Source organism: Amycolatopsis sp. N2S4-7 (assembly GCF_058119595.1).
On the sequence record NZ_CP172299.1, the window covers coordinates 496327 to 510997 of the forward strand.

17 protein-coding genes and 1 pseudogene are annotated in these 14671 nt (G+C 74.1%); 5 read left to right on the forward strand and 13 right to left on the reverse strand.

What is annotated here, in order from left to right; all coding sequences use genetic code 11:
- The first annotated feature begins 52 nt into the window (after window positions 1–52).
- Window positions 53–481: a DUF6292 family protein gene (locus ACH54P_RS02345; RefSeq protein WP_489910641.1), complete on the forward strand. Its 429-nt coding sequence runs from the start codon at window positions 53–55 to the stop codon at window positions 479–481.
- Window positions 482–1088: 607 nt separating this feature from the next.
- On the opposite strand, the gene ACH54P_RS02350 is transcribed toward ACH54P_RS02345, so the two are convergent.
- From ACH54P_RS02350 to ACH54P_RS02365, 4 genes are all read right to left on the reverse strand, one after another.
- On the reverse strand, window positions 1089–1451 hold the full coding sequence (locus ACH54P_RS02350) for a VOC family protein (RefSeq protein ID WP_489910642.1): 363 nt from the start codon (window positions 1449–1451) through the stop codon (window positions 1089–1091).
- Entirely contained in the window at window positions 1448–1879 is a 432-nt protein-coding gene (locus tag ACH54P_RS02355) for a hypothetical protein (protein ID WP_489910643.1), read from the reverse strand. The genes ACH54P_RS02350 and ACH54P_RS02355 overlap by 4 nt, the downstream gene beginning before the upstream one ends.
- A 53-nt stretch (window positions 1880–1932) precedes the next feature.
- Complete coding sequence (locus ACH54P_RS02360) at window positions 1933–2400, reverse strand: DUF4383 domain-containing protein (protein ID WP_489910644.1); 468 nt, start codon at window positions 2398–2400, stop codon at window positions 1933–1935.
- A gap of 156 nt (window positions 2401–2556) precedes the next feature.
- Window positions 2557–3381 carry an SDR family oxidoreductase gene (locus ACH54P_RS02365; protein ID WP_489910645.1) on the reverse strand — a complete coding sequence of 275 codons (825 nt, stop codon included), beginning with the start codon at window positions 3379–3381 and terminating at the stop codon, window positions 2557–2559.
- A 339-nt stretch (window positions 3382–3720) separates the two neighbouring features.
- Here ACH54P_RS02365 and ACH54P_RS02370 point away from each other — a divergent pair.
- Window positions 3721–3987, forward strand: a pseudogene (locus tag ACH54P_RS02370) (Ppx/GppA phosphatase family protein); the annotation flags it as partial.
- A gap of 222 nt (window positions 3988–4209) precedes the next feature.
- Here ACH54P_RS02370 and ACH54P_RS02375 read toward each other — a convergent pair.
- The gene (locus ACH54P_RS02375; protein ID WP_489910646.1) at window positions 4210–4545 is read right to left on the reverse strand and encodes a histone-like nucleoid-structuring protein Lsr2; all 336 of its coding nucleotides are present in this window, start codon (window positions 4543–4545) and stop codon (window positions 4210–4212) included.
- 199 nt (window positions 4546–4744) lie between these two features.
- On the reverse strand, window positions 4745–5341 hold the full coding sequence (locus ACH54P_RS02380; protein WP_489910647.1) for a DUF8817 family protein: 597 nt from the start codon (window positions 5339–5341) through the stop codon (window positions 4745–4747).
- 218 nt (window positions 5342–5559) lie between these two features.
- Between ACH54P_RS02380 and ACH54P_RS02385 the strand changes: the two genes are divergently transcribed.
- Window positions 5560–5748, forward strand: a complete 189-nt coding sequence (locus tag ACH54P_RS02385) for a DUF2795 domain-containing protein (RefSeq protein ID WP_489910648.1) — start codon at window positions 5560–5562, stop codon at window positions 5746–5748.
- Between the two features lie 16 nt (window positions 5749–5764).
- Here ACH54P_RS02385 and ACH54P_RS02390 read toward each other — a convergent pair whose 3' ends face one another.
- Both ACH54P_RS02390 and ACH54P_RS02395 read right to left on the reverse strand, forming a co-directional pair.
- Window positions 5765–6814 carry a glycosyltransferase family 9 protein gene (locus ACH54P_RS02390; protein ID WP_489910649.1) on the reverse strand — a complete coding sequence of 350 codons (1050 nt, stop codon included), beginning with the start codon at window positions 6812–6814 and terminating at the stop codon, window positions 5765–5767.
- The gene (locus ACH54P_RS02395; protein ID WP_489910650.1) at window positions 6811–8295 is read right to left on the reverse strand and encodes an HAD-IIIA family hydrolase; all 1485 of its coding nucleotides are present in this window, start codon (window positions 8293–8295) and stop codon (window positions 6811–6813) included. Before ACH54P_RS02395 ends, ACH54P_RS02390 begins: the two co-directional genes overlap by 4 nt.
- A 90-nt stretch (window positions 8296–8385) precedes the next feature.
- On the opposite strand from ACH54P_RS02395, the gene ACH54P_RS02400 reads away from it, so the two are divergent.
- Both ACH54P_RS02400 and ACH54P_RS02405 read left to right on the forward strand, forming a co-directional pair.
- Entirely contained in the window at window positions 8386–9738 is a 1353-nt protein-coding gene (locus ACH54P_RS02400; protein WP_489910651.1) for an aldehyde dehydrogenase family protein, read from the forward strand.
- Window positions 9731–10813, forward strand: a complete 1083-nt coding sequence (locus ACH54P_RS02405) for an FUSC family protein (protein WP_489910652.1) — start codon at window positions 9731–9733, stop codon at window positions 10811–10813. The genes ACH54P_RS02400 and ACH54P_RS02405 overlap by 8 nt, the downstream gene beginning before the upstream one ends.
- 50 nt (window positions 10814–10863) lie before the next feature.
- Here the strand turns inward: ACH54P_RS02405 and ACH54P_RS02410 are convergent, their stop codons facing one another.
- From ACH54P_RS02410 to ACH54P_RS02430, 5 genes are all read right to left on the reverse strand, one after another.
- Window positions 10864–11043 (reverse strand): hypothetical protein, encoded by a 180-nt coding sequence (locus tag ACH54P_RS02410; protein WP_489910653.1) that lies wholly within the window; start codon window positions 11041–11043, stop codon window positions 10864–10866.
- Between the two features lie 91 nt (window positions 11044–11134).
- A complete protein-coding gene (locus ACH54P_RS02415; protein WP_489910654.1) occupies window positions 11135–11740 on the reverse strand; it encodes a flavodoxin family protein in 606 nt (201 codons plus the stop codon).
- Between the two features lie 2 nt (window positions 11741–11742).
- Entirely contained in the window at window positions 11743–13047 is a 1305-nt protein-coding gene (locus ACH54P_RS02420) for a UDP-glucose dehydrogenase family protein (RefSeq protein ID WP_489910655.1), read from the reverse strand.
- Window positions 13040–13990: a glycosyltransferase family 9 protein gene (locus tag ACH54P_RS02425; RefSeq protein WP_489910656.1), complete on the reverse strand. Its 951-nt coding sequence runs from the start codon at window positions 13988–13990 to the stop codon at window positions 13040–13042. The genes ACH54P_RS02420 and ACH54P_RS02425 overlap by 8 nt, the downstream gene beginning before the upstream one ends.
- Window positions 13981–14667, reverse strand: a complete 687-nt coding sequence (locus ACH54P_RS02430) for an SDR family oxidoreductase (protein ID WP_489910657.1) — start codon at window positions 14665–14667, stop codon at window positions 13981–13983. The genes ACH54P_RS02425 and ACH54P_RS02430 overlap by 10 nt, the downstream gene beginning before the upstream one ends.
- Window positions 14668–14671 lie beyond the last annotated feature (4 nt).

Consider the following 14671-nt stretch of genomic DNA (forward strand, 5'->3'; position numbering starts at 1 on the left):
GGGTGACGGGGTATCACGGGGCGGGGGCACCGACCGGATGGGCAGGCGCGAGATGATCGAACGGGACGGGCTCGGCGCCGCGGCGCGCGGGCTGCGGCAGTACCTGCTGGCCGTCGCGGGCAGGCTGGACGTGCCCGCCTGGTTCTGCGACGTCGACGTCCCGGCCGGCGCCTACCTCGCCCTGGAACGGCGGCTGGCGCGGTTCCCGGAGCACGAGACGGCGTTGCTGTGGGACGAACGGGACGGCTGGGCCGCGGCGGTCGAGTCGGCCTCGGGCGAGGACGTGGTGGTGCTGGCCTACCTGGGCGACGACGTGCTGCCGGCCCCGGAGGTGGTGGCCGCGTTCGTCCGCGACCTCTACGGCGAGGTCTACCCCGGCCGGCCGGACCCGCCGGACTTCCGCAGACCCGGCACCCGCGACGGCTTCGACGAGCGGCTCGCCGCCTACGCGGGTGACCCCGTCTGCCTGCCCGAGCCCTGAGTCGGCGCGGCCGCGGGACGCAGCCATCGTTGATAGCCGCCACCAACCGCCAGTACCGCGTGATGCGAGGATCGTCGGCAACCTCGAGCCGCTCGAGGATCCACCGCTTGAGCCGGTCGCCGTCGGCCTTGCCGAAAGTCTCGGCGTAGCGCGCGGTGAGCGTGGCGACAATGCCGTCGGCCCGCTCCGAGTCCGGTGCGACCCCCGCCGCAAGCGCGCGGCCGACGTCTTCGCGCACGGTCGCGGTTAGGTCGTGGTGCAGGCCGGTCGTGTCCCCGTCGGCGCGTCGGGCCGCCTGGTACTCGGCCATCCGCCGGACAGCGGCCCGGAAGTCGGTGTCCTGCACCAGCTCCCCGAGTTCCATCCACGCCTCGACCTGTTCGGGTGTGGCGTCTTCGGGGAGCTCCGGCGCCGTTCGGCATCGGACAGGTTCACCGGTTTGTGCATCAGATCCATCCCCTGAGGGTCGATCCCGGTTCGCGACGGCCGCCAGCACCGCACGCCGCAGGCGCAGTGCCCGGATCTGCACGTCGAGGGCCGCCGCGTGCGCTGCGGCGACCTCGGCCAGCGTGGTCTCGTCGGCCAGCACGCTCAACCCGACGGCGAGTCAGCGCGGCGGCAGGACGCAGAACTCGTTGCCCTCCGGGTCGGCGAGGACGATCCACGGGTTGTCGTCCGGGTCTTCGAGGACCTTCGCGCCCAGCATCACCAGGCGTTCCACTTCCGCGCGCTGGTCGCGGCCGACCGGGGCCAGGTCGAGGTGCAGCCGGTTCTTGACCGCCTTCTCCTCGGGCACCGGCTGGAACAGCAGCGCGGGTCCCTCGTCGAACTCGAGCTGGCGGTAGGTCGTCCCGTGCGAGTCGGTCCAGGTGCGGGTCTTGCCGTGGCCGAGCGCCTTCTCCCAGAACGCGGCGAGCAGGTCCGGCTGCCGGCAGTCGACCGCCACGGCCAGGATGCGCGTCGTCGTCATGCGTCCGCCACGATCCGGTTGACGGCCGCGGCGACCAGCTCCGGTTCGGAGACCGTCACCGTCAGGCCCGGGTGGCGGATCCGGCCCCAGGGGTCGATGCCCGTGACCGGCTCGCGGAACCGGAGGCACACGCCGCCCTCGGTCGTGGTGCCGAACGTCAGCCCCCGGTCGGCGAGCGACAGCCGGACACCGAAGGCGCGGAGCGCGCTGTACGGGCCGGTCGCCTCGGCGCCGGCGAGGTTGCTCAACGGCGTGCTGACCAGCCACGGCCCGAACCGCACGCGCAAGCCGTCCGCGTCGAGTTCCAGGCCGCTGCGGGGCCCCAGCAGTCGGCGCAGCCAGGGAAACGGGACGGCGAAGTCCGCGTGGAGGCGGTAGTGGACGACGACGGCGGGTGCACCCACCGCCGCCGGCTCCGGGGCCGTCACGCGCCGCCGTCCTTCGGCGGGACGTCGCTTTCGCGGTGCATGGGGGACCTCCTTCACGCCGGGTTCTCCCCGGCTACCCGGTGTTCCCGCGCCGAAAACCGCGTGGCCGCGCGGGCGCCGGCGATCCCGAGCACCAGCCCGGCCGCCGCGGTGGTCCCGTGCAGCCAGTTGTCGGCCCAGTTGATGTTGATCGGGTCTTCGGGGTTGACGAACGCGGCGGCCAGGACGCCGTAGGCGGTCATCCCGGCGAAGCCCACGAACAGCACCCAGCAGTAGATGATCGAGCCGGTGCGCCGGGTCGCGGCGAGCAGCCCGAACACGCCGACCACCGCGTGGACGAGGTTCAGCAGCGGGGTCACGCTGAAGATCCAGACCGCGCGGCTCGTTTCGTGCCCGACCGCCGCGGTTTCCGGCGTCAGGAACCCGGCCACGCCGAGCGCCAGGTAGAGCAGCCCGACCACGGCAACGACCGGGCGGAGCCAGGCCGGGCCCGGCTTGGAGCGGGTTTCGGCGGACGCCATGGGGACCTCCTTCCCTCCGGACCGGGATACCCGGCGCGATCATCCGGAAACGGAGAGAGGGAATGGAACGGGCCGGACGGCGGGCTGGGGATCCGCCGTCCGGCCCGTGGCCGGGACCCGCGCCGGTCCCTGCAGCCAGGACGCGGGCCCCTGGTCTCAGGGGGAACGCCAGTCGTGACCGCGGGCGGCGGTCCCGTGCTGGGCACCCATCAGGAGCAGGCCGCCGTCGACGACGAGCGACGTGCCGGTGATGTAGCCGGCGGCGGGGGTCGCGAGGAACGCGACCGCGGCCGCCACTTCGGCGGCGTGCCCGGGGCGGCCGAGCGGGATGCCGGGCCGGTCCTGCTCGCGCGGGTCGGCGTCGGTCTGTCCCGTCATCGGCGTCGAAATCTCGCCGGGTGCCACCGAGTTCACGGTGATGCCGTGCTCGGCCAGCTCCAGCGCGAGCACCTGGGTGAGCGCGCCCGCACCGGCCTTGGCCGCGCAGTAGGGTGCGGCGCCGACGCGGGGGACGTGCTCGTGCACGCTGGTGATGGTGATGATGCGGCCGCCGCGGCCGGCGTCGATCATGTGCCGCGCCGCGCGTTGCGACACGAGGAACACGCCGTCGAGGTCGACGTCGAGGACTTCGCGCCACTTCTCGAAACTGAGGTCCATCACCCGCTGGCTGCTGCCCGTCCCCGAGCAGTTGACCAGGACGTCGATGCCGCCGAGGTCGGCGGCGAACGCGTCGAGGACCTCGGCGGCGCCGGGCAGTTCGGTCAGGTCGAGCCGCCGGACGTGGGCCGCCACGCCGTGCGAACGCACCTCGGCGGCGGTTTCCTCCGCGCCGTCGGCGTCCGAGTGGTAGGTGATGCCGACGTCCAGGCCGCCACCGGCGAGGGCGACGGCCACCGCGCGGCCGATACCGGAGTCCGCGCCCGTGACGACGGCACGCCGCGGCGAAGCGGCTTCGTCGGGCAGCGGCGCCGGAGCGGGCACGGGACTCTCCTTTCGGGGCGTTCGTCGTCGGCTACCACGTCCGACGCGGGCTAAACCCGAGGGGTGCGGAAGTTTCGCCGGGGAGTATCCCGGCCCGATGAGACCGGCCGTGCTGGACAGCGGGTCGAACTCCGCCCAGCTACAGGTGGTGACTGTTCGCCGGGGCACCGCCACTGCCGGCCCACGCGGTGAAGGAGCCGACGCTGCTCGCCGAAGAGCTCTCGCCCGACGGGACGCTGAGCGAGCCCGGGATCGAGCGGGTGACCGCCGCGGTGGGCCGGGCGGTGGACGCGGCGGCCGGCTCGGCGCCGACCCCTGTACCCGTTCGTCACCGCGGCGGTGCGGGACGCGGTGAACCGCGAGGAGGTCATCGACCGCATCCAGGCCGGCTCGGGCATCCGCCCGCAGTTCCTCTCGGGCGAGGAAGAGGCGCGGCTGACGTACTTAGCCGCGCGCCGATGGTACGGCTGGTCGGCCGGGCGGCTGCCGCTGATCGACATCGGCGGCGGATCGATGCAGCTGGTGCTCGGCCGGGACGTCGAGCCCGGGCCGGCGGTCTCGCTCCCGCTCGGCACGGGGCGGCTCACCCGCGAGTTCCTCACCGCCGATCCGCCGCGTCGAGATCTGCCCGTGGGCGCTGCGGGAGGGAATCCTGCTGCGGCACCTGGAAAGGGTGGCCGATACCCCGGCGTTGCCGGTGCAGCCGTTGGCGCGCCACCCGGACGCCACGGTGCGGCACCTGCACAGCGCGGACGAACAACCGGTGCCGTCCTGAGCGTCTCTTTATGTCGCGGGTCGTGCATTCACCGGGAAAGAACGCTCGCGGCCTTATCGCCCGGCGGTCCGCGCCTGCTCGAAGGCGGTGATCACCTCGGAGGACAGGCGGCCGCGTTCGGAGACCGTGTAGCCGTTCGCGTTGGCCCACGCCCGGATCTGCTGGTTGCGTTCGCGGTCGGCGGTGGGGCCGGTGGTGGCGCGGGCCTTCCGGCCGCCCGTGCGGCGCGCGGCGCTGATGAAGCGGGCCAGTTCGCCGCGCAGGGCGATGGCGTTGTCCTCGGAAAGGTCGATTTCGTAGGTGACACCGTCCAGGGAGAACGGGATGGTGCGGGCGGCGGTGCTGCCGTCGATGTCGTCGACCATCTCGACGAGGACCTTCTGGGCCATTCCTGCTCCTTGGGAAGATTCGCCCGATGAATCGGCTCCTCTGCCGAGGCTAGCAAAACCCGGCGTTTCAGGGAAACATTTCCCCCCGTTTTCCCGCAGCCGCGCGAAAGCCGAGTCGGCCGCCGAAAGGGGGACAACTCGGTCTCCGCCCCATCCCCCTTCCGGACGACCTGCGACCCCGAGGTGGCCAGGGCCGCGCTCAAGCGCCCGGACGCGGCTCGGACCCCTTGATCCGTTCGACGAGCTCGTCGCGGTACTCCCGCACCGCCTGAAACTCCGGTTCGTCGCCGGTGGCCCGCTTCAACGCGCCTTCCAGGATCTTCAGCCCCTGGTGTTCGTCGCCGCGCGCGTCCGCCTGCCTCGCGGCGTTCTCCATGGCTTTGGCGAGCTTGGTCTGCGCTTCGGGTTCTTTGGCGGCCTGGTGGATCCGGATCCAGTTGCCGCCCGGGTCGACGACGGTGAACCCGGTGTACCGGTCGTTGCGCAGCCGCGGCCGGGTCATGCGCGGGATGCCGGAGACGAGCAGTTTTCCGTGCACGGACCGCATCCCCGCCGCGAACGCCTCGAACAGCTCGCCGGTGTCGGCCACGATGACCAGGCACGTGCTGTACGACTGCGCCGGGTCGTAGCCGTCCATGCCGAAGAAGTGCAGGTTGAGGTCTTCCCGCCGCACCGCGACGTGCGGGTTCGGCCGCGTCTGCCGATAGGTGATCTCGAAGCCGAGCATCTGGTAGAACGACGCGATCTCGTCGATGGAAGGACAGGGCAGGAGCGGAATGGTCAGTTCGTTCGCCACCGCCCGACGCTAAGCCCGGACCGGCCGAAACGACACCAAGCTATTTGCTCATGCGAACAGCATCGCGGTCCCGCCGGTGCCCTCGTCTCCACCCGGAGGTGACCGGCGCGGGCCAGGGCGATCACTTCCCCCCGTGCCCGAGCACTCCTGCCCTCCCGAGGTGTGTTCAGCCGGGAAGGGGGTAATCGCGCCGTTCCTCGAACGGAAGGAGCGCTCTCGTGAGCAAGCCGAACCCCATCGAGCTGCAGAAGTACCTCTCGGGTGTCGACTATCCGGCCCACCGCGACGATCTCGTCCGTGCCGCCGAGAAGAACGGTGCCGACTCCGACACCCTCAGCGTCGTGCGGGGCCTGCCCGACCGGACCTACGACGGGCCCAGCGGGGTGAGCAAGGAGATCGGTGGCTGACTCACGGCGGTAGCGGCTACCGCCGTGAGCTCATCGCCGCCCCGGCGGCAGAGCCGACGCCCGGTTGGCTGAGTTCCGCGACCGCGTGGCAGACCTCCGCCGGGTCGATCGTCTCGAGACAGGGGTGGCCCGGCACCGGGCAGACGCGCGCCCGGCTGTCGCGGCACGGTGCGTGCTGCTCGCCGAGCAGCACCACCGGGACCCCGTACGGCGCCCACCTCGCGGCCGGCACCACCGGCGCGAACAGCGACACCACCGGCGTGCCCGCCGCCGCCGCGAGGTGGGCCGGGCCCGTGTTGGGGGCCACCACCACCTGCGCTCCGGACAGCACCGCCGCGAGCTCCGCCAGGGACGTCCGGCCGCCGAGGTTCACCGCCGACGTGCCGGCCACGCTCTGGGTCAGCGGCCGTTCCGACGGCGCGCCCGTCACCAGAACCCGGTGCCCGTCCTGGGCCAGGGCCTTGACCATCCGGTGGCTCCACTCGGTGGACGGCTGCCGCGCGGGGACCGACGCGCCCGGGTGGACGACGACGTACGGGCCGCCGCCGGTCAGCCGGGCGGTGTTCGGCAGCGGGCGGCGCAGGGCCAGGGCGCCGTGGTCGTCCGGGGGCAGGGAAAACCCCGCCGCTTCGGCGAGCGACAGCATGCGGACCGCCTCCGGCGGGTCACCGTCGACGCGGTGGCGCAGGTCGAGCAGGCTGCCCGGGTAGTCCTCGGAGATCGCGCCGACCCACGGCACCCCGGCCTGCCGCAGCAGCAGGGCCAGCGGCAGCGGCGACTGGTGGAACGACGTCAGGATCAGCGCCCGGTCGAACGACCGCGCCCGCACCCGCGCCACGAACTCGCCGGTGTCCTCCGCGGTCACCGGCGGCGGCTCGGGGTCGATCCACGGCGCCAGCCAGGTGAGCACCTCGTCGACGCCCGGCAGCAGTTCGCCCGCGGCCCGGCCGTGGGGTCCGGTCAGCAGCGTGACGTGGGACGCGTGCGCGGCGACCGCGCGGACGCACGGCCCGGCCAGGAGGACGTCCCCGAGGTTGTCCTGGCGGGCGACGAGCACCCGGGTCATCCGGCGACCCCGGCGACGCGCAGCGCTTCGGACAGGTCCCGGGCGACGGCGGCGTGCTCCCGGGCGCGGGCGATCTCGGGTTCGAGGGTGCGCGCGGTCGGCACCAGCACCGCGCGGGCGCCGGCGGCGAGCGCGGCGTCGACGTCGGCGCCCGTGTCGCCGATGACCACGCAGGACGCGGGGTCGACGCCGAGTTCGCCGGCTGCCCGCAGCACCATGCCGGGGGCCGGTTTGCGGCAGCCGCAGCCGTCACCGTCGTCGTGGACGCAGACCTGCCACGTGCCGAACGGGCCGAACAGCTCCTTGACGCGGGCGTTCACCGCGGCGAGCTGGTCCGGGGTGATCAGTCCTTTCGCGACTCCGGACTGGTTGCTCACCACACCGACCGGGATGCCCCGGTCCCGCAGGCCCCGGACGAGCTCGACGGCGCCGGGCACCGGGCGGACGGCGTCCGGGTCGGCCAGGTAGGGGACGTCGACGATGAGCGTGTCGTCCCGGTCGAACAGCACCGCGACCGGCGGCCGGGGCCGCCGCGCCGCGAGTTCGCCGCGGATCCGGTGGTAGCACGCGGCGGGCGGGATGAGGGCACTGGTGACGGCCATCCGCGCCACCTCGCCCGGCGTCCGCGGGCCCGGCAGGATCCGGCGGGTGGCGAACTCCGCCGTCAGCCCGGCCCAGACCCCGGCGGCGAGGACGGCTTTCCCGCGCTGCCGCAGCAAAGGCAGCGCGAGCGCCGCGAGACCGGCCACTGTGGACAGTGCGTGCAGCCCGAGCCGCCCGGAGCCGGCGCCGGTGCGCTGCCGCCAGAGCACGCCGTGCTTGTGGCGCATCAGGGCGTTGTCGGCGTTGCCGCGCTGGGCTTTCAGGCTGTAGAAGAACCCGGCGCGCCGGGCCGGGTGCGTCGTCAGCCGCTCACCCTGGTCGATCCGGTGCCCGGCTTCGGCGACGCGCAGCGCGAGGTCGGAGTCCTCGCGGAAGGCGCGCGGGAACCGCTCGTCGAAGCCGCCCGCTTCGACGAGCGCGCGGCGCCGGTAGGCCATGTCGGCGGTGATCCACCGCGCGTGCTCCAGGCCCGCCGTCCCGCGCTCGTCGTCGCTCGGACGGCGGTCCGCGGGCAGCGGGACGGTGATCCGGCCCTGGGAGGCGGCCACTTCCGGCGGCAGCGAGGCGAGGTCCGCCTCGAGCTGCCGCGGCCAGTCCGGCGCGAGCACGACGTCGTCGTCGACGAAGGCGATCCATTCGCTCTTCGCCGTGCGCCAGCCGAGGTTGCGGGCGGCCGCCGGGCCGCGCCCGCCGGAGCGGAGCACGCGCACGCCGCCGGGAACGTCCAGTGCGGACCCGCTTCCCGGGCGGTCGTCGACGACGAGGATCTCCGCCGGTCGCGGACCCTCGCCGCCGAGCAGGGTTTCCAGCAGTGGCCGAAGCGTCTCCCGGCCCGTCGTGGGGATCACCACGGTGTAGTCGAGCGAAGCGGTAGTCACCGCAGAGGGCTACCCGGAGCGCCGCCGCTCAAACGGCGTGTCGAACGCCCCGCGCACGGGTAACCGGCCGGCGACACGGAGGAGGTGCGGATGACCGCGGGGACGATCGAAATCCGGAACCCGGCCGACGGCAGCGTGGTGGGCAGTGTGCCGACCGCGGGCGAAGACGAGATCGACGCCGCCCTGGCCCTGGCGAACCGGACCCGGGCCCGGTGGGCGCGGACACCGGCGGCCGAGCGCGGCGCGTTGCTGCACACCGCGGCCGAACGGCTGCGTGCCCACGCCGGCGAGCTCGCCGAGGCCAACGAGTCGGAGACCGGACGGCCCCGCGGCGAGGCCCGCGAAGGCGTGCTCGCCGGCGCGGGAACGCTCGACCAGTACGCCGAACTCGGCCCGGTCCACCGCGGGCGCAGCCTGCTCGGCGGCGTCGACGCCACCGACCTCATGGTGCCCGAGCCGCGCGGCGTCGTCGTGGCGCTGACCCCGTGGAACGACCCGGTCGCGGTCGCCTGCGGGCTCCTCGGCGCGGCCCTGGCCACCGGGAACACCGTGGTTCACAAGCCGAGCGAGCGCGCCCCGCACACCGGCGAACTGCTCGGCGAAGTGCTCTCCGGCGTGCTCCCGGCCGGCGTGCTGCAGACCCTCCACGGTGACGGCGGGGTCGGCGCCGTGCTCGCGATGCGCGACGACGTCGACGTCATCGCCCACGTCGGCAGCACCGCGACCGGCCGGTCGATCGCCGCGAGCGCGGCCGCGACCGGCGCGAAGACCCTGCTGGAGAACGGCGGCAACGATCCCCTCGTCGTCGACGAGGACGTCGACCCGGCGTGGGCCGCCGCGCAGGCGGCGCTCGGCGCGTTCGCCAACTCGGGGCAGATCTGCGTGGCCGTCGAACGGATCTACGTCCACGAAGCCGTCGCGGAGCCGTTCCTCGCCGCGCTGGTGAAGGAAGCCGAGGCGCGGACCCTCGCGCCGCTGGTCGACCGGCGCCACCGCGACCACGTGCACTCGCACGTCGAGGACGCCGTCGAGCGGGGCGCCCGGCTGCTGACCGGGGGAGCGGTGCCGGACGGACCCGGCGCGCACTACCCGGCCACCGTGCTCACCGGCTGCGCGGCCGGCCTGCGGGTGATGACCGAGGAGACGTTCGGCCCGGTGGCGCCGGTCCAGGTCGTCGCGAGCTTCGACGAAGGCCTCGCCGAAGCCGCGAAGGGCGATTACGGGCTCGCCGCGACCGTGCTCACGGCGTCGATGGCGCACGCCCAGCGCGCCTGGCGCGAGCTGCCGGCCGGCACGGTCAAGGTCAACAACGTCTTCGGCGGCGCCCCCGGCGGTGCCGCGCACCCCCGCGGCCGCAGCGGGAACGGCTACGGCTACGGGCCCGAGCTGCTCGACGAGCTGACCCAGACGAAGCTCGTGCACGTGGCGCCGCCCGGTGCTTGACGAGCACGACCGGACCCCGGTCGGCTGGTTCGCCCGTGCCCTGCGGGTTCCCGGCAGCGAACGCCGGAGCCTGGTCCAAGCCGCGAAGGCCACCTTCGCGGCGACCGGGGCGTGGCTGCTGGCGACTCTGGTGTTCCGGCTGCCCCAGCCGTTTCTCGCGCCGTACGCGGCGGTGTTCCTGGTGGACGTGACGGTGTACCGGTCGCTGCGCGGCTGGGCCCAGCAGGTCGCGGCGGTGGCGGCGGGCGTGCTGCTCGCCGCGGTGGCCGGCCACCTGATCCCGTGGCAGGCCGTCGCGCTCGGCGTCGTCGTGTTCGTCGGGCTGCTGGCCGGGAACTGGCGGCACTTCGGCCCGGCCGGGATCTGGGTCGGCGTCACCGGCATGCTGCTGATTTCGTACGGCACCGCGACCGAGACCGTCCTGCTGGGCGACCGGCTGCTGGAGACGGCGCTGGGCGCGACGATCGGCGCCGCGGTGAACGCGCTGATCTTCCCGCCGCTGCACGGCGACCGCCTCGCCACAGCCACCCAGCGGCTTGCGAAGGCGCTGGCGGAGCTGCTGGAGACGACGGCCGACCTCGTGCGCCGCGACGAGCCGCCGGAGGACGTCGAGGACCTGCTCGCCCAGGCCCAGGACGTGCGCAGCCAGGTGCTGGTGGCCGAGGACGCGGCCGGCCTGACCCGCGAAGGGCGGGTGCTGAACCTGCGCCGCCGCCGTCCCGGCTCCGGAGCCCGCCACGACCGTCCCTTGGAGACGCTCATCGCGCTGTGGACACCGGTCTCCCAGCTGATCGCCGCGGTCCGGACGACCTCGGCGCGGCAGGACGAGCCGTTCGCGTACCCGTGGCCGGACGCGCGCAACTGCCTGGCGGACCTGATCCGCGGCCTCGCCGGCGCCGTCCGGTCGGTGGCGGTGCAGGGCGAGCCGGTGGATCTCGACGAGTGCCGCACGCTGCTGTCGCAGCTCGAGCGGCGTCTGGTCACCGCCGAGGACGACGGCGTACCGGCCCGGCTGGGGCTCGGCACGCTGACGCTGCCGGTGCGGCACCTGGTGGAAAAGCTCGAGCACCGCTGACGTCCGTGCAGGCCGCGCCGAGTCCCCTCGACGTGGCCTTCACGGACGAACTAGGACACCGCGACCGCGTCGGGTTCGGAACGGTGGCGGCGGCAGGCCGTGCACACCATGGTCTGGCCCAGCAAGGTGCCGTCACCGGACACCAGACGAGCCACGTGCAAAGCGGGCAGCCCGCACTCTTCGCACGGGATGGGCTTGCTGTCGCGGCTGATCAGCATTCGGTTCGGCATGGCGCCCCCTGGCGGTCGAAGGTCCGGCCCGGTTACCCCCGTGGCGGGCGCCACACTCGTCCGGAGCAGTGACGTCACTCGAACGGAGTAGCTACGAAGCCGGGTACTGCTCGGACCGGAGCAGGTTCGCCAGGTGGACGGCGTTGCGGACCAGCGTCGCGTTGGTCGAGGCCACGGCCTTCGGCGTTTCGTCGAGGTCCTGGTAGTCGCCGCCCTGCATGGCTTCGCCGTTCCAGTAGGTGGCGCCCTGGGCGGGCACCGTGAACCCGACGTCGTTCAGGGCCTGGAACAGGTCCGCGATGATCTTGTGGGCGCCGTCCTCGTTGCCGACCACCGCGGCGACCCCGACCTTGCCGAACATCGCGGGCCGGCCCTCGTCGTCCGTTTCGGACAGTTCCGCGTCGAGGCGTTCGAGAACCCGCTGCGCGACGCTCGACAGGTGGCCGACCCACGTCGGGGTGGCGATCAGGAGGATGTCCGCGGCCGCGATCTTCCGCCGGATCCCGGGCCATTCGTCGCCCTCGCCCATGTCGGCCTCGACCCCCGGGCGGACGTCGTGGTCGACCACGCGGACCACCTCGCCGGTGACCCCGCGTTCGGCGAAGAGGTCGAGCAGCTGCCGCGCGATGAGATCGCTGCTCGACTTCGCCGGGGACGGCTTGAGGGTGCAGGTCAGCGCGAGGACGCGCAGGGGCATGACTACCTCCGTGAGTGCGTGCCGAGGCCGACGTGGGTGAAACCGGCCTCGGCGACCGCGTCGGGGTCGAGCAGGTTGCGGGTGTCGACGACGATCGGCCGGTCGGCCGACGCGGCCAGCCGGGCCCAGTCGAGGTCGCGGAACTCCGGCCATTCGGTGAGCACGACCAGGGCCGCGGCGTCCTTGGCCACCAGGTACGGGTCGTCGACGACCTGGACCGCGCCCATGCCGGGCACGCACCCGACCGCGGGGTCGTGCGCGGTGAGCTCCGCCCCCGCGCGGGCGAGGTCCGCGGCCACGGCGAGCGCCGGGGAGTCGCGCAGGTCGCCGGTGCCCGCCTTGAACGCCAGGCCCAGCAGGCCGATGCGGACGTTCGCGAGGGACCCGTCCGCCGCCCCCGTGACGGCCTGCCGCACGGCCCGCACCACCCGGGCGCGCTGCCGGTCGTTGACCCGGACGGCGTCGCGCAGGATGCCGAAGTCGACGCCCGCCGACTCGGCCGCGTGCAGCAGGGCCGAAGTGTCCTTCGGCAGGCACGAGCCGCCCCAGCCGGGGCCGGGGGCGAGGAACTCGGGGCCGATCCGCGCGTCGAGGCCCATGGTGCGCGAGACCTCGCGGACGTCGGCGCCGAACCGTTCGCACAGTTCGGCGAGGACGTTCACGTAGGACAGCTTCACCGCCAGGAACGCGTTGCTCGCGTACTTCGCCAGTTCGGCGCTGGCCGAGTCGGTCGCCACGACCGGCGCGCCGGTCGGCTCGTACAGCCGCGCGACGCGCCGCGCCGCCGCCGAATCCGGCGGATCGGTGCCGACCACCACCCGGTCCGGGTGCAGGAAGTCGTCGACGGCGTGTCCCTCGCGGAGGAACTCGGGGTTGCCGACCACCGGCAGGTCGTCGCGCCGCAGCAGGCCCGGCAGCCGGGCCGCGGTGCCGACCGGCACCGTCGACTTGGTGACGACCACGCAGCCGGGCCGGAGCAGCCGGCCGAGCTGCGGCAGGACCTGCTCGAGGACGCCGAGGTCGGGACGCCCGTCTTCGGCGGGGGGCGTCGGCAGGCAGAGCAGGACGAGGCCGGCGCCGTACAGCTCGGCCTGGGCGGTGGTGAAGGTCAGGGTGCCGTCGCCGAGGCCTTCGGCGACCAGCTCGGCCAGTCGGGGTTCCGCGATCGACACGACGCCACGGCTCAGCTCGTCCACTTTGGACTCGTCGGCGTCCACGCAGGTCACCCGGTGGCCCAGCCGGGCGAAGCAGGCGGCGCTCGTCAGGCCGACGTAGCCCGCGCCCACGATCCCGATGTGCTCAGCCATGCGGCACCCGTGCTTCCAGCGCCGAGCGGGTGGCGGCGAGCACGCGCTTTTCGCCGAGCAGCAGCAGGCCGCCGTCGGGCCGTTCGCCGTGGGGGTCGCCGACGTTGCCCGCCCACAGCACCACATGCTGGCGCGCCTCGGGCGGCGGGCCCCACAGCCGGGGCGGGGTCGGGCCGAACAGCAGCACCGACGGCGTGCCGAACGCGGTCGCGAGGTGCCCGACGCCGGTGTCGCCGCAGACGACGAGCGCGGCCCCGGCCACCAGCGCGGCCAGGTCCGCCAGGCCGGTCCGCCCGGCGAGCACGGCGTCGTCGCCGAGCCCGGCCGCCTCGGCGATGCCGCGGGCCAGGTCGCGTTCGCCGGGGCTGCCGGTGAGCACGACGCGGTGCCCGGCCGCGGCCAGCGCCCGCACCACGCCGGCGAACCGCTCCGGTGGCCAGCGCCGGGCCGGGAAAGCCGCGCCGGGGTGCACCACGACGGCGTCCGGGGCGGGGCTCGGGCCCGGTGGCGCGGCCAGCCGCAGCGCCGAGCGGTCCGCCTCCAGGTGGGCGTACTCGACGAGCCGGCACCAGCGGTCGACCTCGTGCACGTCGTCCCGCCACGGGAGGCCGGGCACGTCGGGGAAGTCGGGGTGGTGGTGGGTCAGCAGCTCGGCGGGGTCGGCGGCCAGCAGGTCGTGGAGGCTCTCCGGGCCGCTGCCGTGCAGGTTGACCGCGAGCCTCGGCGGCGGTCCGGGCCACTCGAGCTCCCCGAGGCGGGGGGTGGGCAGCAGTTCGTCGACGGCGTCGATCAGCTCCACCAGGTCGCGCAGCTGCTCCGGCGCGGCGAGCACCAGCCGGTCGTCCGGGTACGCCGCGCGCAGGGCGCGCAGCGCCGGGACGGCGGTCAGCAGATCGCCGATCCCGAGCGCGCGCAGCACGAGCACCGCGGAGCTCACGGCCATGACCCCTCCTCCGAGGCGCACACGACCAGCTCGCGGACTTCCGCGCCCGGCGGCTGCTGGAGCGCGAAGACCACGGTGTCCGCCACGTGCTCGGGCTGGTTGAGCTTCGCGTCCGGCGGCGGCTTGTACTGGTCGGTGCGGTCGTCGAAGAAGTGCGTCCACATCCCGCCCGGGATCAGCAGCGTGACGCCGACCCGGCCGGCCAGCTCGGCGGCGAGCGCGCGGGTGAACCCGACGACGCCGAACTTCGAGGCGCAGTAGGCGGTCGCGTCGCTCACGGCCTTGATGCCCAGGGTCGACGCGACGGTGACGACCCTGCCGTGCGAGCGTTCCAGAGAGGGGAGCGCGGCGCGGATCACGGCCGCCGTGCCGAACAGGTTCACCTTGACCACCCGCTCCCAGTCCTCGGTGGACACGCTGCCGAGCGGCCCGCAGGCATCGGTGCCGGCGGCGGTGAAGACGCCGTCCAGGCCGCCCGCGCGTTCGGCGATCTCCCGCACGGCCCGCTCGGTCGCGGCGGTGTCGGTCAGGTCGGCTTCGACGTACTCGGCCGGGTCTTCGGGGCGGACGCGGTCGAGGACGTACGGGGTGCCGCCCGCCTTGCGGACGGCGTCGACGGTGGCGGCGCCGAGGCCGGACGCGCCACCGGTGATCAGGACGTTGCCGAGGGGTCGCATCGCT